We start from the raw sequence: 18,765 nt of genomic DNA on the forward strand, positions 1-18,765 counted from the left end.
GGCGGGCATTCCCTGCTGGCGACTCAGGCGGTGTCGCGCTTGCGCAAACTCACGGGCGGCACCTTGAACTTGCGTGACCTGTTCAACCATCCACGGCTCACGGATCTGGCGACCTGGATGCGTCAGCAGCAGGACACGCCAGCGACAGGCGCAGGCGCTCGCTCCGTGGCGCTCAAGGCCCATGGCGCCAGGCACAGCGCACCGTTGTCGTTGGTGCAGCGCCGCCTGTGGATCGCCGAGCAACTTTCCGGCGGTTCCTCTGCCTACGGCATGCCGATGGCCCTGCGCTTGCGCGGCGAGCTGTCGGTCGAGCGCCTGTTGAGCAGCTTTGCCGAAGTGGTGCGCCGCCACGAAGTGTTGCGCACCGCTTATACGCAAGACGACGAGGGCGACCCGATTGCGCTGATCGCCGAACATGTCGAACTGGACTTCCCGGTGATCGACCTGTCCGGGCTGTCGCGCAGTGCTCAGGAAGAGCAGGTGGCGCAAGCGGTGCTGGACAACGCACGCACACCGATCGACCTGGAGCAGGCGCCGCTGTTGCGTGGGCGAATCCTGCACCTGGGGCCGACCGAGCATGTGATGCTGTATGCCATGCACCACATCATTTCCGACGGTTGGTCGATGGGGATTTTGATCAATGAATTGGTGCAAATTTACGACAGCTACGACCGTGCCGAAGACGGCAACCTGACGCCATTGCCGGCATTGGAGGTGCAATATTCCGACTTCGCGCTGTGGCAGCAGGCGCTTGAGCAGCAAGGGGTTCTGGGGCAACAGGCCGCGTACTGGAAAGACCGGCTCAGCGGTTACAGCGGGCAGTTGCTGCTGCCATTGGATAACCCGCGCGGCCTGACGCCGTCCTTTGAGGGCGACGCAGTGCAGTTCCAGCTCACTACCGGTTTGACCCGCGCGCTGCGCAAGCTGTCCATGGACGCGGGCGTCACGTTGTACAGCACGCTGCTGGCATCGTTCCAGGTGCTGCTGCATCAGGTCAGTGGAGGCGCCGATGTGCTGGTCGGCGCAGACGTCGCTGGGCGCGAACAGCCAGAACTTGAGCGGCTGATCGGCTTCTTCGTCAACGTGCTGCCGCTGCGTTCGCGGTTCGAGGCCGGCGCTGTGTTTTCTAACTTCCTCGCGCAGACCCAGGAAACCCTGCTCAGCGCCCTGGAGCATCAGGACCTGCCGTTCGACATGATCGTCGACGCCTCGGGCGTGCCGCGACACAAGGGCATGAACCCGTTGGTGCAGGTGTTGTTCGTGATGAACAACCTGCCGGGACGCGTCCAGGCCATGGGCGGTTTGAGCGTGGAAGCGCTGCCGGCGCTCGAGACCCATTCTAAATTCGACATGGCATTGTTCGTTGACGATGAAGAAGGGCAATTGCTGGGTACTTGGCAATTCGCCACAACCTTGTTCGGACACGAGCGCATTCAGTACCTGGTCAAGGCCTGGATAGCCCTGTTGGAACAGATCGTCGCTGATCAGGACATTCAATTGGGAGCTCTCAGTATGCCTGTCGACAACCGCGCGGTGGCTGCCATGCCCACCGCCGCCCCGGGACCCAAGGCCGACAAACTCGGCAAATTCCTCAAGCGTTCCCAGGCCCCGGTCACCAAAGTCCGGCCGTCGCCGCTGCGTGAATCCCTGCTGGTTGCACCGCAGCGGTTTCCGTTGCTGCTGGAGCCGAACGAGCCGCACCTGGACGTGATCGAGTGGATCAATCACAACCGGCCATTGATCGAACAGAAACTGGCCGAGCACGCCGGCATTCTGTTCCGCGGCTTCGAACTGGATGGCATCCAGGGCTTTGAAGCCTTTGCCGAAGCGATCCAGCCGGGGCTCTATGGCCAGTATGGCGACCTGCCGAAGAAGGAGGGCGGCAAGAACACCTACCGCTCCACGCCGTACCCGGAACGCAAGATGATCCTGTTCCACAACGAGAGTTCTCATCAGGACCGCTGGCCGCGCAAGCAGATGTTCTATTGCGAGCAGGCGGCGCCCGTGGGCGGTGCGACACCGGTGGTCGATTGCCGGTTGATGTACGAAAAACTGCCGGCGGACCTGCGTGAAAAGTTCGAAAACAAGGGCTTGCTCTACGTACGCACGTTCACCGACAAGCTCGACGTGTCCTGGCAGCACTTCTTCAAGACTGAAGATCGCGCCGAGGTCGAGGCCCGTTGCCGTGCCGGTGGTATCGAATGGCGTTGGCTCGATAATGATGAGTTGCAAACCCGTACTCCGGGGCCGGCGATCATTCGTCACCCGATTACCGGCGAGAAGTCGTTCTTCAATCAGGTGCAGTTGCACCACATCTATTGGCTGGAGCCGGATGTGCGTGAAGACCTGCTGTCGATGTTCGGCCTGGAGCGGATGCCGCGTCATGTTTATTACGGCGATGGCTCGCCGATCGAAGACGAGGTGATGCAGCGCATCGGTGAGTTGTACGAGGAATGCGCGGTGCGTTTCGACTGGCAAAAAGGCGATGCGATCCTACTGGACAACATGCTTGTGGCCCACGCCCGTGATCCGTTCGAAGGCCCGCGCAAGATCGTCGTCGCCATGGGTGACATGTTCGACCGCAGTGCCCTTGAAAGCGCACAGACCGCCCAAGGCGCCATGAACACCGAGGAAACCGGAGCATGAACGAAGTATCGATGGACGCGCAGGACCTGGGTTACGCCTTGACTCCCGAGCAGCAAGGGCTGCTTGAGCAGCTGCCCAAGGCCCCGGCCTGCAGTGATGCGCTGCACTTGTTGGACGTAAAAATTACCGGTGCGCTTGACCCGCAGCGTCTGCAAGCGGCGCTGGATGCGCTGTTGGCGCAGCAACCCATGCTGGTGCCGCGCCTGGCCAAGGCGCCGGGTTTCCATGGTCTGCGCCAGTTCGCCGGGGGCGCCGGGCGCTTCCCGTTGACGGTGCAGACACGCCTGGAAACGGCGGCCGAAATCCAGGCTCAAGTCGCCGAATGGGCGGCACGTTCGTTTGTTGTCGGTGAGTCGGAGAACGCTCAGGCGATGCTCTATCGCCAGGCGGACAATCACTGGACCCTGGTGCTGGGCGTTGCCCGGCACTGCGTCGATGAAAGCGGCTTGCGGCTGATTTATCAGCAACTGCTGCTGGCGTATGAACAGGGGCTGGCCGAGGCCGATGAAGAGACCGGGGAATTCACCCAGTACCTGGAATGGCGCAGCGAAGTGGTGCTCGACGAGGATGCAACCAGTGCCCGGACTTACTGGCAGCAGCACCTGCACGGCGCGGATGTTGACCTGGCCACCCCATGGCTGGGCTACCGGGCCGCAACCGCCAAGACATCGTCCGCGACAGCGCTGTTGACCACCACACTTGAGCCCTCGCTGCACAACGCGCTGCAGCAGTTGGCTGGCTCGCTGGCGCAACCGCTGAGTGTCGTGATGCAAGCCGCCTGGTGGCTGCTGTTGGGGCGTCTGGGCGGGAACGAACAGATACTGGTCGGGGTGCGGCACGACAGTCGCGACGACTACGAGTATTTCGCCGATGCGGTGGGTGTTTTCGAGAAAACCCTGCCGCTGCATTTGTCGATGGCGGCAACTTCGTTCAGTGCCTGGGTCGGTGAACTGGCGGCGCGCCTGGATGAGCACCGCACCTGGCAGGAATACTGGTCACCGGAACTCGCACCCGCAGCGGCCAGACCGGCCTATGGTTTCGCAGTCTGGCGTGCACCGCAGCCCCAGACTTCAAGCACACTGCAGTGGACACCCGTCCAGCGTCCCGTTGCTCGGGAAACTCAATTTGAACTGATGCTACAACTCGAACCGGGCGAATCGGGCCGCCTGCATCTTCATTACGCCACGCAGCGTTATTCGCTGATGGCTATCGAAGGGCTGATGACGCAGTTCAGCGTATTGCTGGCGAGCATCGTGGCCAATCCTCAGGCCGAGCCGGGTCAACTGGCCTTGCTGGGGGCCGCCGAGCAACAGCGTTTGCTGGCAATCAACCCGCCACCCCGGCCGCTGGTGGATGGCCGCTACCTGCCACGGCGCATTGCCGATTGGGCACATGCCACACCGGACACCGTCGCGCTGACCGACGCGCAGCAACAGCTGAGCTACGGGCAGTTGCAGGTCAATGTCGAGGTGTTGGCCAAGGCTTTGAAAGCCCAGGGCCTGGCCCGAGGTTCGACCGTCGCGTTGGCGTTGCCGCGCTCGGCCGATCTGGTGGTGGCGATGCTGGCGGCCTGGCGTGTCGGCGCGGCGTATCTGCCGCTGGACCCGCAATGGCCGATGGCGCGTCAGGTGTTGATGCTGGAGCAGGCCGGGGCCGATTTGTTGCTGGTGGATGCCGCGCAAATTGATCAGTGGCACGGTCATCCGTTGAGCATCTGCACGCTGAATCAACTGCACCAGTCGGCGGACCTGTCGGCATCGGTCATCGAGTTCGATACACAGGGCAGCGATGCGGCCTATGTGCTGTTCACTTCAGGCTCCACCGGTGTACCCAAAGGTGTGGTGATCGAACATCAACAATTGCTCAATTACACCGCTCATGCCAGTCAGGCCCTGGAGCTTGATCAGTGCAAACACGTTGGCTTCACCTCTACCGTGGCGGCGGACCTGGGTAACACCGCGTTGTTTGGCGCCTTGTGCAACGGTGCGACGCTGCATGTGGCCAGTGACGAACAGATGCAGGACGGCCGGTTGTTCGCCGACTACCTGAAACAGCAGGCTATCGATTGCCTGAAGATCGTTCCGTCGCACCTTGCCGCGCTGCTCGACAGCGACAGCCCGCAACTGCCATCCACGCTGATTCTCGGCGGCGAACCGATCGCCCCGGCGCTGCTCGAGCGTATCGCTCGGTTACGCAGCGATTGCCGGGTGTTCAACCACTACGGCCCGACGGAAGCGACGGTGGGTGTGCTGGTCCATCCGCTGGTGCTGGACGGTGGAACTCAAGAGACTGGCGCCCTCAGTCAGGTGCTGGGTAACAATCAGGTGTATGTCCTTGACGACCATCTGCAACTGACTCCGGTCGGGATGTTGGGCGAACTGTACCTGGGCGGCGCGCAATTATGCCGTGGTTACATCAATGCCGAGGCCGATGCGCAGGTGTTCATTCAGAGCCCCTTCAATCCTCAGGAGCGTCTGTATCGCACCGGAGATCTGGCGCGCTATCGTCCAGATCTGGTGATTCAGTTGCACGGTCGGCGCGACCAGCAAATCAAGGTGCGTGGGTTCCGTATCGAGCTGGCGGAGATCGAGGCCCAATTGCTGAGCCTGCCTCAGGTCGCTGAAGCACTGGTGTTGCCAGGGGCGACGGCTGAGCAGGAGATGCAGGCCTTCGTCGTGCCTCAGCAGCCACCGTCGCCGGCCTTTCTTGAGGCTGTTCGCAGTGAACTGGCCCAGCGTCTGCCCGCGGTGATGCTGCCGCAGCACATGCAATTCATCGAGCGTTTTCCACGCCTGGCCAATGGCAAGATCGACCGCAAGGCGTTACAGCAACTCAGCGCAAGCCTGGCTGACGATGACGGTCAGGCGCCACGGGATGCCCTTGAGCAATTGCTCGCGGCACGCATGGCGCAGCTGCTGGGCGTTGAGCGCCTGGGCATCGATCGGGATTTCTTCGCCGCCGGTGGCCATTCGTTATTGGTGATCAAACTGGTGGCCGGTATTCGCAAGTTGTTGCAGTGCGAAATCCATCCCGGTGTGGTGTTTGATCATCCGACCGTGGCTGGCCTGGCATTGGCATTGAGATCGCGGGAAAGCAGCCCCGGTCAACTGGAGAAACTGGCCCGGACGCGGCTGCGCCTGGACAGCATGAGCCCGGAAGAAAAAGCCTTGTTGACGGAAAAAGCCCGGCTACTGCACAACGCCAAGGCTGCACAGAACAGCTGAGAACCCCACAAATAAAAGGCCGACGCCCAACGCGTCGGCTTTTTTTTTAAATGTGTCGTTAATGATAAATAAACTCATTCCGGTTTCTGCGCGGTGCTACGTCTTACTAAGGTATGCAGACAATTCGGGTCGGGCAGGGTAGCCCCAGGGTTCGGGTTTGTAGGGCAGAACACGATTTTTCCGTTGTCCAGAGAGATGACCTGTGCCCGGGGAGGGGCCGGGTCGACCGCCAGCTGACGTGCTGCCCAGAGGTAGCCGACAGAGCGGTTTACGTGTTTGGGCAGCGTCGGGCACTTGGTGGCCCATCGGTCTTATCCACTTCTAACGAATAATAGAGAGCACGATGTCAGCAATTCATGAGTTGAAACCTCTGTTCAAGGCTTTGATCGTTTCCCGTACGCTTCGCTCGCGTCATTCGCTGGCCGGCCTGGGCATGGCCTGTCTGATGCCGTTCAGCGCGCAGGTCTGCGCCGAAGAGATCGCCGTCAACATTGCCGCGCAGCCCTTGCCCCAGGCGTTGCAAGCGTTTGGCGAGCAAGCCAACCGACAGGTGATCTACAACGCCGCCGACATGGCCGACCTGCGCAGCAACCGCGTCAGCGGCAAACTGAGCGCCGAAGCGGCCATTGCCGAACTGCTCAAGGGCACCGGCGTGCGCTACAGCTTTGAAGGCAACACGTTGATGCTGGTACGTGGCAGTTCGACCCAAGGTCTGGAACTGGGTGCTACCACCATCAACGGCCAGCAGTTGCAGTTGGGCGCCACCACTGAAGGTTCCAATTCCTACACATCCAATGCCGTGACCATCGGTAAGGGCACCCACACCCTCAAGGAAATTCCGCAGTCGATCACCGTGATGACGCGTAAGCAGATGGATGACCAGAACCTGGTCGATCTCAAGGACGCCGTCAACCAGACCACCGGCGTGGTCGGCCTGCAGGGTGTCGGCGAAGGCATGATTCTATCGTCGCGTGGTTTCCAGATCGACGACTGGCAGTACGACGGTGTGCCGATCTCGCGTAACACCTATTCGCTGGGCAACTGGGCGACCCAGGACCTGATCTTCTATGACCGCCTGGAAATCATGCGCGGCGCCTCCGGCCTGCTGCAAGGCACCGGCAGCCCCGGTGGTGCCATCAACCTGGTGCGCAAGCGTGGCCAGAGCACACCGACCGTTACCCTGACCGGCAAGGCCGGCTCCTGGGATCACTACGGTCTGCAAGTGGACGCCGGCGGCCCGCTGAACCAGGCCGGCAACATCCGCGGCCGCATCGTCGTCGACGAAGACCAGAGCAACTCGTTCATCGACCACGCGTGGAGCAAGACCCACTCGCTGTACGGCGCCCTGGATATCGACCTGCGCGAAGACACCACCCTGGGCTTCGCGGTCAGCCAATCCAACGGCGAATCGCGCGGCAACATCCGCGGCCTGCCACGCTACGCCGACGGGTCGATGCCGGACGTTTCGCGTTCGACCTACACCGGCGCGCGCTGGAACCGTTCCGAAATCGATGTCACTACCCTCTACACCGATCTCGAGCACCGCTTCAACGACAACTGGGCCTTCAAGGTCGGCGCCGTGTACATGACCGAAGACAATCAGTCGAAAAACCAGCGAGTACAAACTCCCGGTAACGGTCTCGCGGCTGATGGCAGTAGTGTGCAATATGGCGACTTCGTGACCGATTTCCAGTCCACGAAGGGCGGTATCGACATGAACCTGAGCGGCAAGTTCGAAGCCTTGTCGATGCAGCAGGAAGTCATGCTGGGCGGCAACTTCTCTCAGCTGGAAACGGATGATCGCTTCGCCCGTACCTTCAACAACAGCAGCGACACCATCTTTGACATTGACAATGACCGTCCGGACATCAGCTATAACAGTCTGCTCGCCTCGGGCGGGCGGGGCACCCTCAGCAAGTACGATATTCGCCAGAAAGGCCTGTACGGCACCTGGCGCGTCAAGCCGGTTGACGATCTGACGCTGGTGCTGGGTTCCCGTGTCAGCTGGTACGACTTCAGCTACAAGTCGAAAACCGAAACCGCAGCCAGTATTACAACCAACGCTCCAAGCACCGGAAATGAAACCGGAGAGGTCACGCCCTACGCCGGTATCGTCTATGACCTGAGCCGTGAATGGGCGGTGTACGCCAGCTACACTGACGTGTTCCAGCCGCAAACCAACCGCGATACCGGCGGTAAGGTGCTCAAACCCATCATCGGCACCAACTACGAAATCGGCCTCAAGGGTGAGCTGATGGACGGTCGGGTCAATACCTCCCTGGCCATCTTCCGTTACGACCAGGAAAACCGTGCCGTCAACGACATCGCCGGTGGTATGGAGTGTGATGGCTGGTACTGCTCGGTAGCCGCGGGGAAAGTTCGTAGCCAGGGTGTCGACGCGGAAATCAGTGGTGAAGTGACGGACAACCTGCAGCTGTTCGCGGGCTACACCTACAACACCACAAAATACCTGGAAGACCTGACCAACGAAGGCAGCGTCTTTAGTACCTGGACGCCGAAACACATGCTGCGCGTGTGGGGCAACTACCAGTTCACCGGCGACTGGAACCGTGTCAGCACCGGTCTGGGCTTCACCACCCAAAACCACACACTGGGTTACGAGGGTACCTATGAAATCCCGGGTTACACCGTGTGGAATGCCCGTGTCGCCTACCAGCTGACACCGGAGATCGGTTTGGCGGTCAACGCCAACAACCTGTTCGACAAGACGTACATAACGTCCGCTTACAACCAGCTCAATGGCAACAACAACTTTGGTGATCCGCGCAACCTGATGTTCAGCGTGAAGTACACCCCGCAGTTCTGATTGCAAGCAACAAACCCTGAGCCCGGCCCGCATTTTGCGGGCCGGGCTTTTTATTTGTCTGCGATTTGGTATGCGGACACACAACCCTCTGTGGGAGCGGGCTTGCTCGCGAAGACGGCAGCACAGTCAACATTGATGTCGCCTGACATACCGCTTTCGCGAGCAAGCCCGCTCCCACAGGTTTTGTGCCTTGACTGACTGGCATTAAAGGCAACCCGCCGGAGCCTGCCGGCGGGTTGCGATGGCGCGGGGGAGATCAGCGCTGTGCAGTGCTGGCCAGGAAGGCTTCGATCAGTGAGTCGATCAGTGCGTCATCAAAGATCATGCTGCGGTGCAATAACGGTGAATGGACCGAACATTTCAACTCGCCCGAGGGGCTGTAACGCCGGATCAATGCCTCGCAGAACGCCAGTTCTTGCGCGGTCTTTTCCGGCACGGCCCACCAGCAACTGGGCCGGACCTGCACAGGTTTGAAGGTATAGACCTTGAAGGCCTCCAGCAAACGGTCATGCACCGAGAACGCCTGGGCATTCATGACTTCGTTCTTCACGCTTTGCACGATCGACAACAAGTCGCCTTGGCCCGGTTCGACCAGGCTTGCTGCCCACTCATAGAACTGCTTGACCGAGCTGTGTGGCGAATCTTTCAAATACGCCGCCGTACGGTCTGTCAGGGTCGGGAACAACAGATCGAAATAGTGAATGGCATCGAGGATTTCTTCCGAGGCCTCGCGGCTCTGTTCAGCACTGGGCAAACGTCGATATCGGGGCAAATCCTCGGGATACAGGTGGTCCGGGATGGTGCTGTCCACCAGGCCGAGAAAGGCCACCTGATGACCCAGGCCTTCCAGTGTGGCGGCGATATCCAGCGCAATCGCGCCCCCCAGCGACCAGCCCATCAAGTGGTAGGGGCCTTGAGGTTGTGCCTTGACGATTTCGTGGCTGTAATCGGCCACCATCTCGTCCCAGCTTTGGCTGCCATCGCTGAAACCGCGATGCATGACGCCACGGACCGAGGCATGGGCCTTGAGTTTCTTCGCCAGCGGCTGGTAACAGAACACGATGCCGCCGCTGGGGTGCAGGCAGAACAGGGTGGGTGCGCTGGCCGGGGCTGCATTCAACTCGACCACGCACTGAGCCTGCTCCCGATGCTTGCGCGAAATAAACGCCGCCAGCTCGCCGATGCTCGGATGGGCCAGTAACTCTTGCAGGCGCAGCTCGATGTTCAGGCGTGTCTTGAGCGTGGAAATGAACTGAATGGCCAGAATCGAATGCCCACCCAATTCAAAGAAGTTGTCGGTCACACCCACGCGCTCGATGCCCAGCGATTGCTGCCAGAGCTGGGCGAGTGCCTCTTCCAGCGGGTTGCCGGGCGCAACGTAGGCTTGCTGCCACAGGCTGATATCCGGCTCGGGCAGGGCTTTGCGGTCGAGCTTGCCGTTGGCGTTGAGCGGGAAGTGATCGATAAACAGCAGATGGCTGGGCACCATGTAGTCCGGCAACTGCGCCTTGAGATCGCTCAGCAGTTGTTCGCGCAGCGCGGCGCTGGCCGGCTCGCTGGCGATCACATAACCGACCAGTTGCAGACCGCTCGGGCCTTCGTAGGTCAGGACCACGCAGTCCTGCACAGCTGGCAGGCTCTGCAGGCGTGCCTGGATTTCCCCTAGCTCGATGCGGAAACCACGAATTTTTACCTGATGATCGATGCGTCCGACGTACTCGATGTCGCCATCGACGCCGTAGCGCGCCAGATCGCCGGTGCGATACAGGCGCCCGCCGGGTAGCGGGTCGAACGGATCGGGAATGAAACGGGTGGCGGTCAGGTCGGTGCGTTTCAGATACCCACGCGCCAGGCCGGCGCGGCCGACATACAACTCTCCGATGCAACCTTTGGGCACCGGGTTCAGATGAGGGTCGAGCAGGTACCACGACAGGTCGACAATCGGCTCGCCGAGGGGGCTGGCCGCGTCCGAGTCCAGATCGTTCAGTGACAACGGTCGGTAGGTCACGTGCACGGTGGTTTCGGTGATGCCGTACATGTTGATCAACTGCGGCGCGCAATCGCCGAAGCGTTCGAACCATGGACGCAGGCTTTGCACATCAATTGCTTCACCGCCAAAAATCACATAACGCAGGTGTTGCGTCAGCGACTGCCCGGGTTCGCAGGCGACCTGCATCAGCTGTTTGAACGCCGACGGCGTCTGGTTGAGCACGCTGACTTTTTCCTGGCAAAGCAGCGCGTAGACCTCCTGTGGCGAACGGCTGACCGCGTGCGGCACGATCACCAATCGGCCGCCATGCAACAGGGCGCCGAAAATTTCCCACACGGAGAAGTCGAACGCATACGAGTGAAACAGGCTCCAGACGTCGTCCTGGTTGAAGTTGAACCAGTTCGCCGTCGCCTGAAACAGCCGCATCACGTTGTGGTGCGGCAGCAGTGCGCCTTTGGGCTTGCCGGTAGAGCCCGAGGTGTAAATCACATACGCCAGGTTATCCGGGTGTACCACCACTTCGGGATTGTGCTCATCCTGCGGGTGGCTGGACGGCGGCTGGTCGAGTAACAAGCAGTGAACCTCGGCCGGCAGCGGCAATTGTTCGCGCAGATGCGTCTGCGTCAGCACCAGTGCGATGGCGCTGTCCTCGATCATGTAGGCCAGGCGTTCGGCCGGGTAGGCCGGGTCCAGCGGCACGTAGGCGCCCCCGGCCTTGAGGATCGCCAACACGCCGATGATCATGTCTGGCGTACGCTCGACGGCGATGCCCACCGGCACATCCGGGCCGACGCCCTCGCTGATCAGCCGATGGGCCAATCGATTGGCCTGGCGATTGAGCTCGGCGTAACTCATGTGCTGCTCGCCAAAGCTCAGGGCGATGGCCTCACCGGCCTTGCTGGCGTGGGCTTCGATCAAGTGATGCAGGCAGTGTTCGCGAGGGAGGCGGGTGGGTTGACGATTCCAGTCGGCCAGGGTGTGTTGACGCTCGTCCGGGGTCAGCAGTTGCAGTTCGCCGAGGGCGCGATCAGGGGCTTCGATGAGGCTCTGTAACAGGTTCTGCCAATGCCCGGCCATGCGTTCAATCGTCGCCGGGCTGTAGAGGTCGCGGCTGTACTCGAAGGTGGCGACAAGGCCTTGGTGCGAGTAATCGATATCCAGTGAGAGATCGAATTTGGCCTGGTTTTCCCCTGAACCGAGAAACTCCAGCGCCAGCCCGCCCCAGTCCATCGCGGGTGGTTCGGCGGTGCCGGTGCGCCAGTTGAATAACACCTGGAACAATGGATTGGCCGTCTGGCCGCCCGGTCGTTGCAGTTGATCGAACATCAGCTCCAGCGGGTAATCGGCATGCTCAAGTGCCGCCAAGGATTGCCCTCGAAGATCGTGCAAAAAATCCACGACGGTGCGGGTCGAATCGATCCGCGCCCGGTACACCTGAGTGCCGACGAAAAACCCCACTAGTTCTTGGGTTTCGCCACGGTTGCGGTTGGCGTTGGGCACGCCGACGGTGAAGTCGTGTTGGTTGCTGTAGCGGGCGAGCAGCAATTGCCAGGCGCCCAAGGCCAGCACAAACGGCGTCAGCCCCTGGCGCTGGCAGAAGGCGTTGAGTGCCTGGGACAGTGAGGTGGGAATACTCAATGACCGGCGCCCGGCGAGATGCTGTTGGCCAGTTGCGCGGGCAAAATCCTGGGGCAGTTCGAGCACGGGCAATTCGCTGCCCAGGTACTGGCGCCAGTAATCGCCGCTGCGCGCGCAAGCGGCACTGTCGAGGTATGCACCGCGTTGCCAAGTGGCATGGTCGGCGTATTGCATCGCCAGTGGCGGCAGTTGCGCGGTGTCGCCGAGGCGGGCCTGGCCGTAGGCGCGGGACAGGTCTTGCATGAGAATCGCATTGGACCAGGCATCGGAGACGATGTGGTGCATGTTCAGCAGCAACACATGCTCCCGGGTGTCGAGCTTGAGCAGCGTGGCGCGGATCAGCGGCGCTCGGCTCAGGTCGAACGGGCGCAGTGCCTGGTTCTGGATACGCTGCGCCAACTCATCGGCGCGGGCCTGGCTGTCGAGCGCCGAGAGGTCTTGCTTGTGCAGGGGCAGACGGGCGTGACGCTCAACGACCTGGATAGGTACGCCGTCGATTTCCTTGAACGCGCTGCGCAAAATGTCGTGTCGATCTATGACCCGGTCAAGCGCCACTTCCAGCGCCCGGGTATCCAGTTCGCCGGTCAGCCGCAAGGCGCGTGGCAGGTTATAGGCCGAGCTGGTCGGAGCCAATTGTTGCTCCAGCCACAGTCGTTGCTGGGCAAACGACAGCGGGGCTCGATCCAGGCGGCTGCGGGGCGACAAGGCCTGTACATCGTCTGCGGCATCGGCCAGTAAAAGCGCCAGCAGATCATCATCAAGAAGTTCGTTCATGGGGTTCTCGCAAAAGGCGGCAATGCGTCGGGCAGGGCTCAGGCCGTGGCGGCCGGAGCTTTTTCACTGATCACCTGACCCGCTTCCATGCGCACCAGTTGGTCGGCGACATCGAAGTAACGATCGTCGTGGGAAATGACGATGATGGTCTTGCCCAGGTACTTCAGTTCCGGCAGCAGTTCGGTGTAGAAAATTCGCCGGAAGACCGGGTCCTGATCGGCCGCCCACTCGTCGAACACCAGCACCGGGCGTTCCTCCAGCCAGGCGTTCAACAGCGCCAGGCGCTTGCGCTGACCGGTGGACAGATCAGTGGTGCTGAACGCGCCATCGCGGATGCTGACTTTGTGGGCGATTTCCAGGCGTTCCAGGTAACGGTTGGCGTCTTCGGGAACCTGCTGGTCGCCCTGCACCAGTTCGTCGAACAAGTAGTAGTCGGCAAAAATCGTGGTGAACAACTGGCGATAATCGTCGCGATTGTTGGCCAGCACCGGCGCGCCGTTGAGGATGATTTCACCGCCCTGTGGTGCGTAGAGGCCCAGCAGCAACTTGATCAGCGTGGTCTTGCCGCCGCCGTTCTCGCCGACGATGAAGACGATTTCGCCCTGGGCGATGGAGAGGTTGACCGGCCCGAGGGTGAAGGGTTTGCTGCCGTCCACCGGAGGGAACGCGTAATGCACGTCTCGCAATTCGAGGTGTTCGACGACCGTTTTGGGGGTGTTCTTGTCACTGAGCAGCAAGTGCGGCTCGGGCGAGGAAAACTGTTCGGCAAGGTCGGCAATACGCTTGAAGGCGATGTTGGCGCGGCTGACCACCGGCAGGGTGATGACCAGGTATTCCAGCGGGCCTTTCATGTACAGCAACACCAGCACGAAACCGCTGAGGACCGCTTTATCGGTGCCCAGCCAGAACGATTGCAGCGCCAGTGCCAGGCCGATGACCACGAAAAACAGCATCGAACCGAAGGTCTTGGCCACCACGAACGTGTTGATCGAACGGATGTGGGTATTGCAGATGTAGTCGGCGGTGCCTTCGATGCGCTGGCTGAACATGCGCTGGCGGCGTGGGCGATGAATGCGCAGCTCCTTGGCGCCGGCCGCAATCGCGCTGTAGTGTTTTTGCAGTTCGTCTTCAGCCTCGCGAGCCGCTTCGAAGCCCTTGATGCCCTTGGCCCGGGCCACATATTGCACCACGGTGCCGATCACCAGCGCCACCAGCAACAGGGCAAACATCGGCAGCGACAGATAAGCCAGGTAGCTCAGGCAACCAAGGGTCACGGTGAAGGCAATGGCCAGCGGCGCAAAGGAGAAGGCGAAGCTGCTGACGGTGTCGACATCGTGGGTCAGGACCGGAATGAGCCGATGGCTGCGATACCGCTCGATCTGTTCGATCGGTGCCAACAGGACTTTCTCACCCAGGGATTTACGCAGCCCGGCAATGATGCGCTGCCCGACATGATTGGTGCCGATATCCGACAGAGTCGACGCCACCAGGGCTAGCACACACAGGCCGACAAACGTCACCAGCACACTGGCGGGTGGGCTGCCTTCGCCGTTCAGGGCGTTGTTGATGGTCGCAAGCAGGGCGGTAATGCTGAGTCCACCCAGCATGCCAAGCATGATCGACAGCACCACGACGACCCGGAAAGGCTTGAGCAGGCTGAGGACTTCACTGATGGCTCCGCGGGAATTCGAGGTCATGGGGGTTTCCGCTTCAAGTGCCGTTAAGGGCAGAAGTTCAAGGGTTGAGGTTCAAGAGTTGAGCTGTTCCTGGGCGCGCATCACAGGTCCCGCGCGACGCGAAAACCGATCCAGTCGCCACGGGTATCGGGGTAGGTGGCATTACGGTTGCCCGAACGCGAGAACACCGGTGCTTCACCCCAGTCATTGCCACGAATGCGCCGGGCCTTGCAGTCGCCGGTCGACCACGCGCTGCCATCGCTCGGTGCACCGGAGTAGTTCTCGTTGTAGCAATCGGCGGTCCACTCATAGACGTTGCCGTGCATGTCGTACACGCCAAAGGCGTTGGCCGGGAAACTGCCCGCCGGTGAGGTGAAGTTGTAACCATCGGCGGCGCCGTAGGTGTTGGCGTGTTTGGCGATGCTGTATTCCTTGCCTTCATCGAACGGGAAGGGGAACGGGCCGCTGCTGCCCGCGCGAGCGGCGTACTCACGCAGTGATTCGCTGACCAGTCGATAGTGTTTGCCGGTCTTCTTCGAGAGCCAGGCCACGTAGGCATTGACCTCGGGGAAGTCCATGCACACCGCCGGATGCCTCGCGGTGCGTTCATAGCGCGGCACGCCGGCCTTGCACTCGCGGCCCGGCCGGGTGTCGCCGTCGGGCATGACGTAACCGCTGTCGCGCAGGTACGCGTCCCACTCGCCGGCCAACACCTGAAAGCGGCTGATGGCCAGAGGTTTGGCGAAGGTCACCGGGTGCAACGGGCCTTCGTCGGGCTCGCGGCCCACCTCATTGTCCGGAGTGCCCATGGTGAAGGTCCCGGTGGGCAGCGCCACCATTTCCGGGCAGTCCTTGCAGTCCTTGAAGACTTTCCCGGGCGGGGCGGGTGCGGCGGCCTGAGCGATGCCCGGTATCAGGCTTGCAACCACGGCGGCGAAGGCCAGTGTGGGGAGCGTCTTCAAGGAAAAACTACGCAGCTCACTGTTCATCATTGCTCTCGATAAAAAGTTAAAAGGAAAGGTGCGAAACCTGTGGGAGCGAGCCTGCTCGCGAATGCGGTGTGTCATTTAACGATGATGTTGACTGACTGGACGCCTTCGCGAGCAGGCTCGCTCCCACATGGATTGCGCTATTCATCATGGGGCTGGCGATCAGAGCTGTGTGCCGAGCAGCGCCATGAAACGGTCGACTTCAGCTTCGGTGTTGAGCAGCCCCGGCGCCGTGCGGATCACCGGACCCACGTCGCGCTCCACGGCATCGGCGATCACGCGGTTTTGCATCAGCCAGGCGGCGATCTTGTCGCTGCTCTTGCCCTTGACCCGGAAGAAGCTGAAGCCGGACGACAACTCGGGGCTCAGGGGGGTGACCAGTTCGATCTGCGGGTGCGCTTGCAGGCGTTTTTTCATGTAGCTGTTCAGGGCATGGATACGCGCCTGAACATCGGCCTTGCCCAATTGCAAATGCAGTTTGAAGGCTTCGTTCAGCGCCCAGCGGTACTCGAACGAGTGGTAGCCGCCCGGTGTCATGGTGGTGGAGAACGCCGTGGCTTCGGAGAAGGTCGGGATGATCGGCGTGACGTATTTGACCTCTTCACTGCGGCTGCAAACGATGCCCGTGCCACGGGGGCCGAACATCCATTTGTGGGTGCCGGCGATGAAGAAGTCGCAGTTCATGGCCGGAAAACTCAGGTCCTCGACACCAAAACCGTGCACGCCGTCGACCAGGTAAATGATGCGGTCCTGCTCGCTGCGGTGGCGGTTGTGCTTGTCCACCAGCGCGCCGATTTGCGCGATTGGCAGTTTCACGCCGCTGCCGGAGTGCACCCAGGTCATGCCCAGTACACGGGTTTCGGGTTTGATGTTCTGGTCGATCGAGGCAAGGATCTCGGCTTTGGAGGCCGTCTGCGGATCCTTGAACAGCCTGATCTTGCGCACCCGGGTGCCGTCCCGTTGGGTGCGCAGATTGAGGATCGTGTGGGTCGCGTAATGCTCGTGGGCGGTGGTGAGGATTTCCTGGTCCGGGCGCACATGCACACCGCCGTAAATTATCGCCAGGCCTTCGGTGGTGCTGCCGGTCAGCGCGATCTGTTTGGCATTGGCTTGCAGGTAACGACCCGCCCAGACACGTACCTCTTCTTCACGCTGCTCGATAACACCCAGGTCCCAGTCCATGGCCAGCCCAGGGTTTTTATCGAGAGCGGCACGGTGCATCTTGATCGCTTCACGCACCGGTTTGGGGTGCGAGGTGATCAGGAAGTTGGAGAAGTGCAGGTAGTCCGGATCCTGGTCGAACAGTTGTCGCAGTTGCGCCCATTTGTCCCCTGGCAGCGAGGGCTGTGGGGTGGCGCTGGCAACGTTGTGCAGGCCGGCAGTCAGGGGCAGGCCGGCGGCGAGGATCCCGGCCTGTTTCAGAAAGGTTCGACGATCGCTCATGGTTTGCTCGTGCCTTGATGTGAAATCAGCGCCGGCTTGGCGGCTTTCTGCACCTGGTCCCAGACCCGCAGGAAGTTGCCGCCCCAGAGCTTGGCGATGTCCGCCTCGGAGTAGCCGCGCGAGATCAGTTCCGCCGTGACGTTGCGAATTTCACTGACGTTGTTCCAGCCCTTGACCCCGCCACCTTCGTTGAAGTCGGAGCTGATGCCGACATGATCGATGCCGATTTTTCGCACCGTGTAATCGATTGCGTCACCGAGGTCCTTGAGGGTGGCTTTGGGTTCTTCTTCAAGAATCGCGTAGAGGCGGCTGGCGTACTGGCCGAATTTTTTCTCGGACCAGGCGGCGATGACCGGATCACCCGGCATCAGAGCCATGGAGAGGTTCGGCAGGGGGGGCAGGTCGAACTGTTTGCGCAGTTCGTTGAGTTTGTCCTGGGTGGTCTGGGTCAGCGGTCGCAGGTATTGGGAGAAACCGACCACCTGCACCACGCCGCCGCTGTTCTTGATCAGCTGCAATTCCTTGTCGCTGAGATTGCGCGGGATATCGACCATCGCCCGTGGCGCCGAGTGCGAAGCCACCATCGGCGTGCGGCTCAATTGCGCGACTTGCTCCAGGGCCTTGGTCGACATTTGCGACACGTCGATGATCACGCCCAGGTCATTCAAGCGATGCACTGCTTGTTTGCCCAGGTCCGAGAGGCCGTCGAGGGCATCTGGCGAGTCGTTGAAAAACGGCAAAGGGCGCGAAGAGTCGGCCCAGTCGTTATTGCCGATGTAGCTGAAACCGAACATACGCATGCCGCGTGCCGTCCACAGGTCCAGCAGGTTCAGGTCATGGCCCAGTGGATAGGCATTGAGCATGCTGATGAAAATTGCGAACTTGCCCTCTCCGTGTAATCGACGGAAATCGTCGGGGGTGTAGGCAATGGCGACCTGATTGGGAAAGTCGCGGACCATGCCGGAAATAATCTTGTAGCGGATCTCCTGCTGGTTGCGTGCCTCTTCGACGAAACCGGCGGTGGGCCTGTGCGGCGCGTTGGCGCCATTCCACAGTTCGGGCCAGCCGAAAATCGTCAGGGCCGCCCCGGACAGGTGTCCGCGGTTGGCCTTGACCAGATCGAACTGGCCCTTGCCGTCCTTGTCGGCTTCGTTGCCCCGCGTGCCGAAGTTCTGCATCAGGCTGATGTGGCTGTCGAAGGAGAGCATGCGCTCGTGCAACTCGTCGGCCTGTTTCATGACCTTGATCGGGTAACCGAGGTTGTCCTTGAACCCGTAATACCAGACCGCGAAGCCTGCACCGGCGCTGATCGCCAGGGCCAGCGGCAGGCCGATGTAAAGAGCCTTTTTCGAACGTGGTTTTGTCATTGCCATCTCAGTCAGGTTCGCCGCCCCGGTACAGGTGCAGGGGCCTTTGCTATCTGGGAGGAACGAGTAGCTGACGGGGAAATTTAGGTGGCCTCGCGGGCCTCTTCGCGGGCAAGCCTCGCTCCTACAGGTTTTGTGTCGTCCACATCATTGTGATCCACCACCAATCTGTAGGAGCGAGGCTTGCCCGC

The 18,765-nt window shown here is 61.1% G+C and carries 8 protein-coding genes and 1 pseudogene (1 of these 9 cut by a window edge); 3 read left to right on the forward strand and 6 right to left on the reverse strand.

Features of this window, described 5'->3' with window-relative positions; genetic code table 11:
* The 3 genes from PMI18_RS00865 to PMI18_RS00855 all read left to right on the forward strand — a co-directional run.
* A protein-coding gene (locus PMI18_RS00865) for a non-ribosomal peptide synthase/polyketide synthase (RefSeq protein WP_007907652.1) crosses the window boundary here: on the forward strand, positions 1-2,646 show its final stretch. The gene continues 10,881 nt to the left of window position 1, outside the view; only the last 2,646 of its 13,527 coding nucleotides appear in the window; its start codon lies off the left edge, out of view; its stop codon occupies positions 2,644-2,646.
* On the forward strand, positions 2,643-5,870 hold the full coding sequence (locus PMI18_RS00860) for a non-ribosomal peptide synthetase (RefSeq protein ID WP_007907653.1): 3,228 nt from the start codon (positions 2,643-2,645) through the stop codon (positions 5,868-5,870). The genes PMI18_RS00865 and PMI18_RS00860 overlap by 4 nt, the downstream gene beginning before the upstream one ends.
* Before the next feature lie 343 nt (positions 5,871-6,213).
* Positions 6,214-8,697 carry a TonB-dependent siderophore receptor gene (locus tag PMI18_RS00855; protein ID WP_007907654.1) on the forward strand — a complete coding sequence of 828 codons (2,484 nt, stop codon included), beginning with the start codon at positions 6,214-6,216 and terminating at the stop codon, positions 8,695-8,697.
* Positions 8,698-8,953: 256 nt separating this feature from the next.
* Here the strand turns inward: PMI18_RS00855 and PMI18_RS00850 are convergent, their stop codons facing one another.
* The 6 genes and pseudogenes from PMI18_RS00850 to pvdM all read right to left on the reverse strand — a co-directional run bounded on the left by PMI18_RS00850 (position 8,954) and on the right by pvdM (position 18,574).
* A complete protein-coding gene (locus PMI18_RS00850) occupies positions 8,954-13,099 on the reverse strand; it encodes an amino acid adenylation domain-containing protein (RefSeq protein ID WP_007907655.1) in 4,146 nt (1,381 codons plus the stop codon).
* A 38-nt stretch (positions 13,100-13,137) separates the two neighbouring features.
* Positions 13,138-14,796 (reverse strand): cyclic peptide export ABC transporter, encoded by a 1,659-nt coding sequence (locus PMI18_RS00845; protein ID WP_007907656.1) that lies wholly within the window; start codon positions 14,794-14,796, stop codon positions 13,138-13,140.
* 80 nt (positions 14,797-14,876) lie between these two features.
* Complete coding sequence (gene pvdO / locus PMI18_RS00840; protein ID WP_007907657.1) at positions 14,877-15,764, reverse strand: dihydropyoverdine dehydrogenase; 888 nt, start codon at positions 15,762-15,764, stop codon at positions 14,877-14,879.
* Positions 15,765-15,798: 34 nt separating this feature from the next.
* Positions 15,799-15,915, reverse strand: a pseudogene (locus PMI18_RS31685) (metal ABC transporter ATP-binding protein); the annotation flags it as partial.
* A gap of 11 nt (positions 15,916-15,926) precedes the next feature.
* Complete coding sequence (gene pvdN / locus PMI18_RS00835) at positions 15,927-17,207, reverse strand: pyoverdine-tailoring periplasmic protein PvdN (protein WP_007907658.1); 1,281 nt, start codon at positions 17,205-17,207, stop codon at positions 15,927-15,929.
* Positions 17,204-18,574: a pyoverdine-tailoring dipeptidase-like protein PvdM gene (gene pvdM, locus PMI18_RS00830; protein WP_007907659.1), complete on the reverse strand. Its 1,371-nt coding sequence runs from the start codon at positions 18,572-18,574 to the stop codon at positions 17,204-17,206. Before pvdM ends, pvdN begins: the two co-directional genes overlap by 4 nt.
* Between the last annotated feature and the right edge of the window lie 191 nt (positions 18,575-18,765).

The sequence above is a fragment of the Pseudomonas sp. GM102 genome, assembly GCF_000282555.1.
In the GTDB taxonomy this organism is placed as follows: Bacteria; Pseudomonadota; Gammaproteobacteria; order Pseudomonadales; family Pseudomonadaceae; genus Aquipseudomonas.

Bases quoted from the DNA above. Each gene is read 5' to 3' on its own strand.
- PMI18_RS00860 (WP_007907653.1), top strand. From the start codon at position 2,643: ATGAACGAAGTATCGATGGACGCGCAGGACCTGGGTTACGCCTTGACT.
- PMI18_RS00855 (WP_007907654.1), top strand. From the start codon at position 6,214: ATGTCAGCAATTCATGAGTTGAAACCTCTGTTCAAGGCTTTGATCGTT.
- PMI18_RS00850 (WP_007907655.1), bottom strand. From the start codon at position 13,099: ATGAACGAACTTCTTGATGATGATCTGCTGGCGCTTTTACTGGCCGAT.
- PMI18_RS00845 (WP_007907656.1), bottom strand. From the start codon at position 14,796: ATGACCTCGAATTCCCGCGGAGCCATCAGTGAAGTCCTCAGCCTGCTC.
- pvdO (WP_007907657.1), bottom strand. From the start codon at position 15,764: ATGAACAGTGAGCTGCGTAGTTTTTCCTTGAAGACGCTCCCCACACTG.
- pvdN (WP_007907658.1), bottom strand. From the start codon at position 17,207: ATGAGCGATCGTCGAACCTTTCTGAAACAGGCCGGGATCCTCGCCGCC.
- pvdM (WP_007907659.1), bottom strand. From the start codon at position 18,574: ATGACAAAACCACGTTCGAAAAAGGCTCTTTACATCGGCCTGCCGCTG.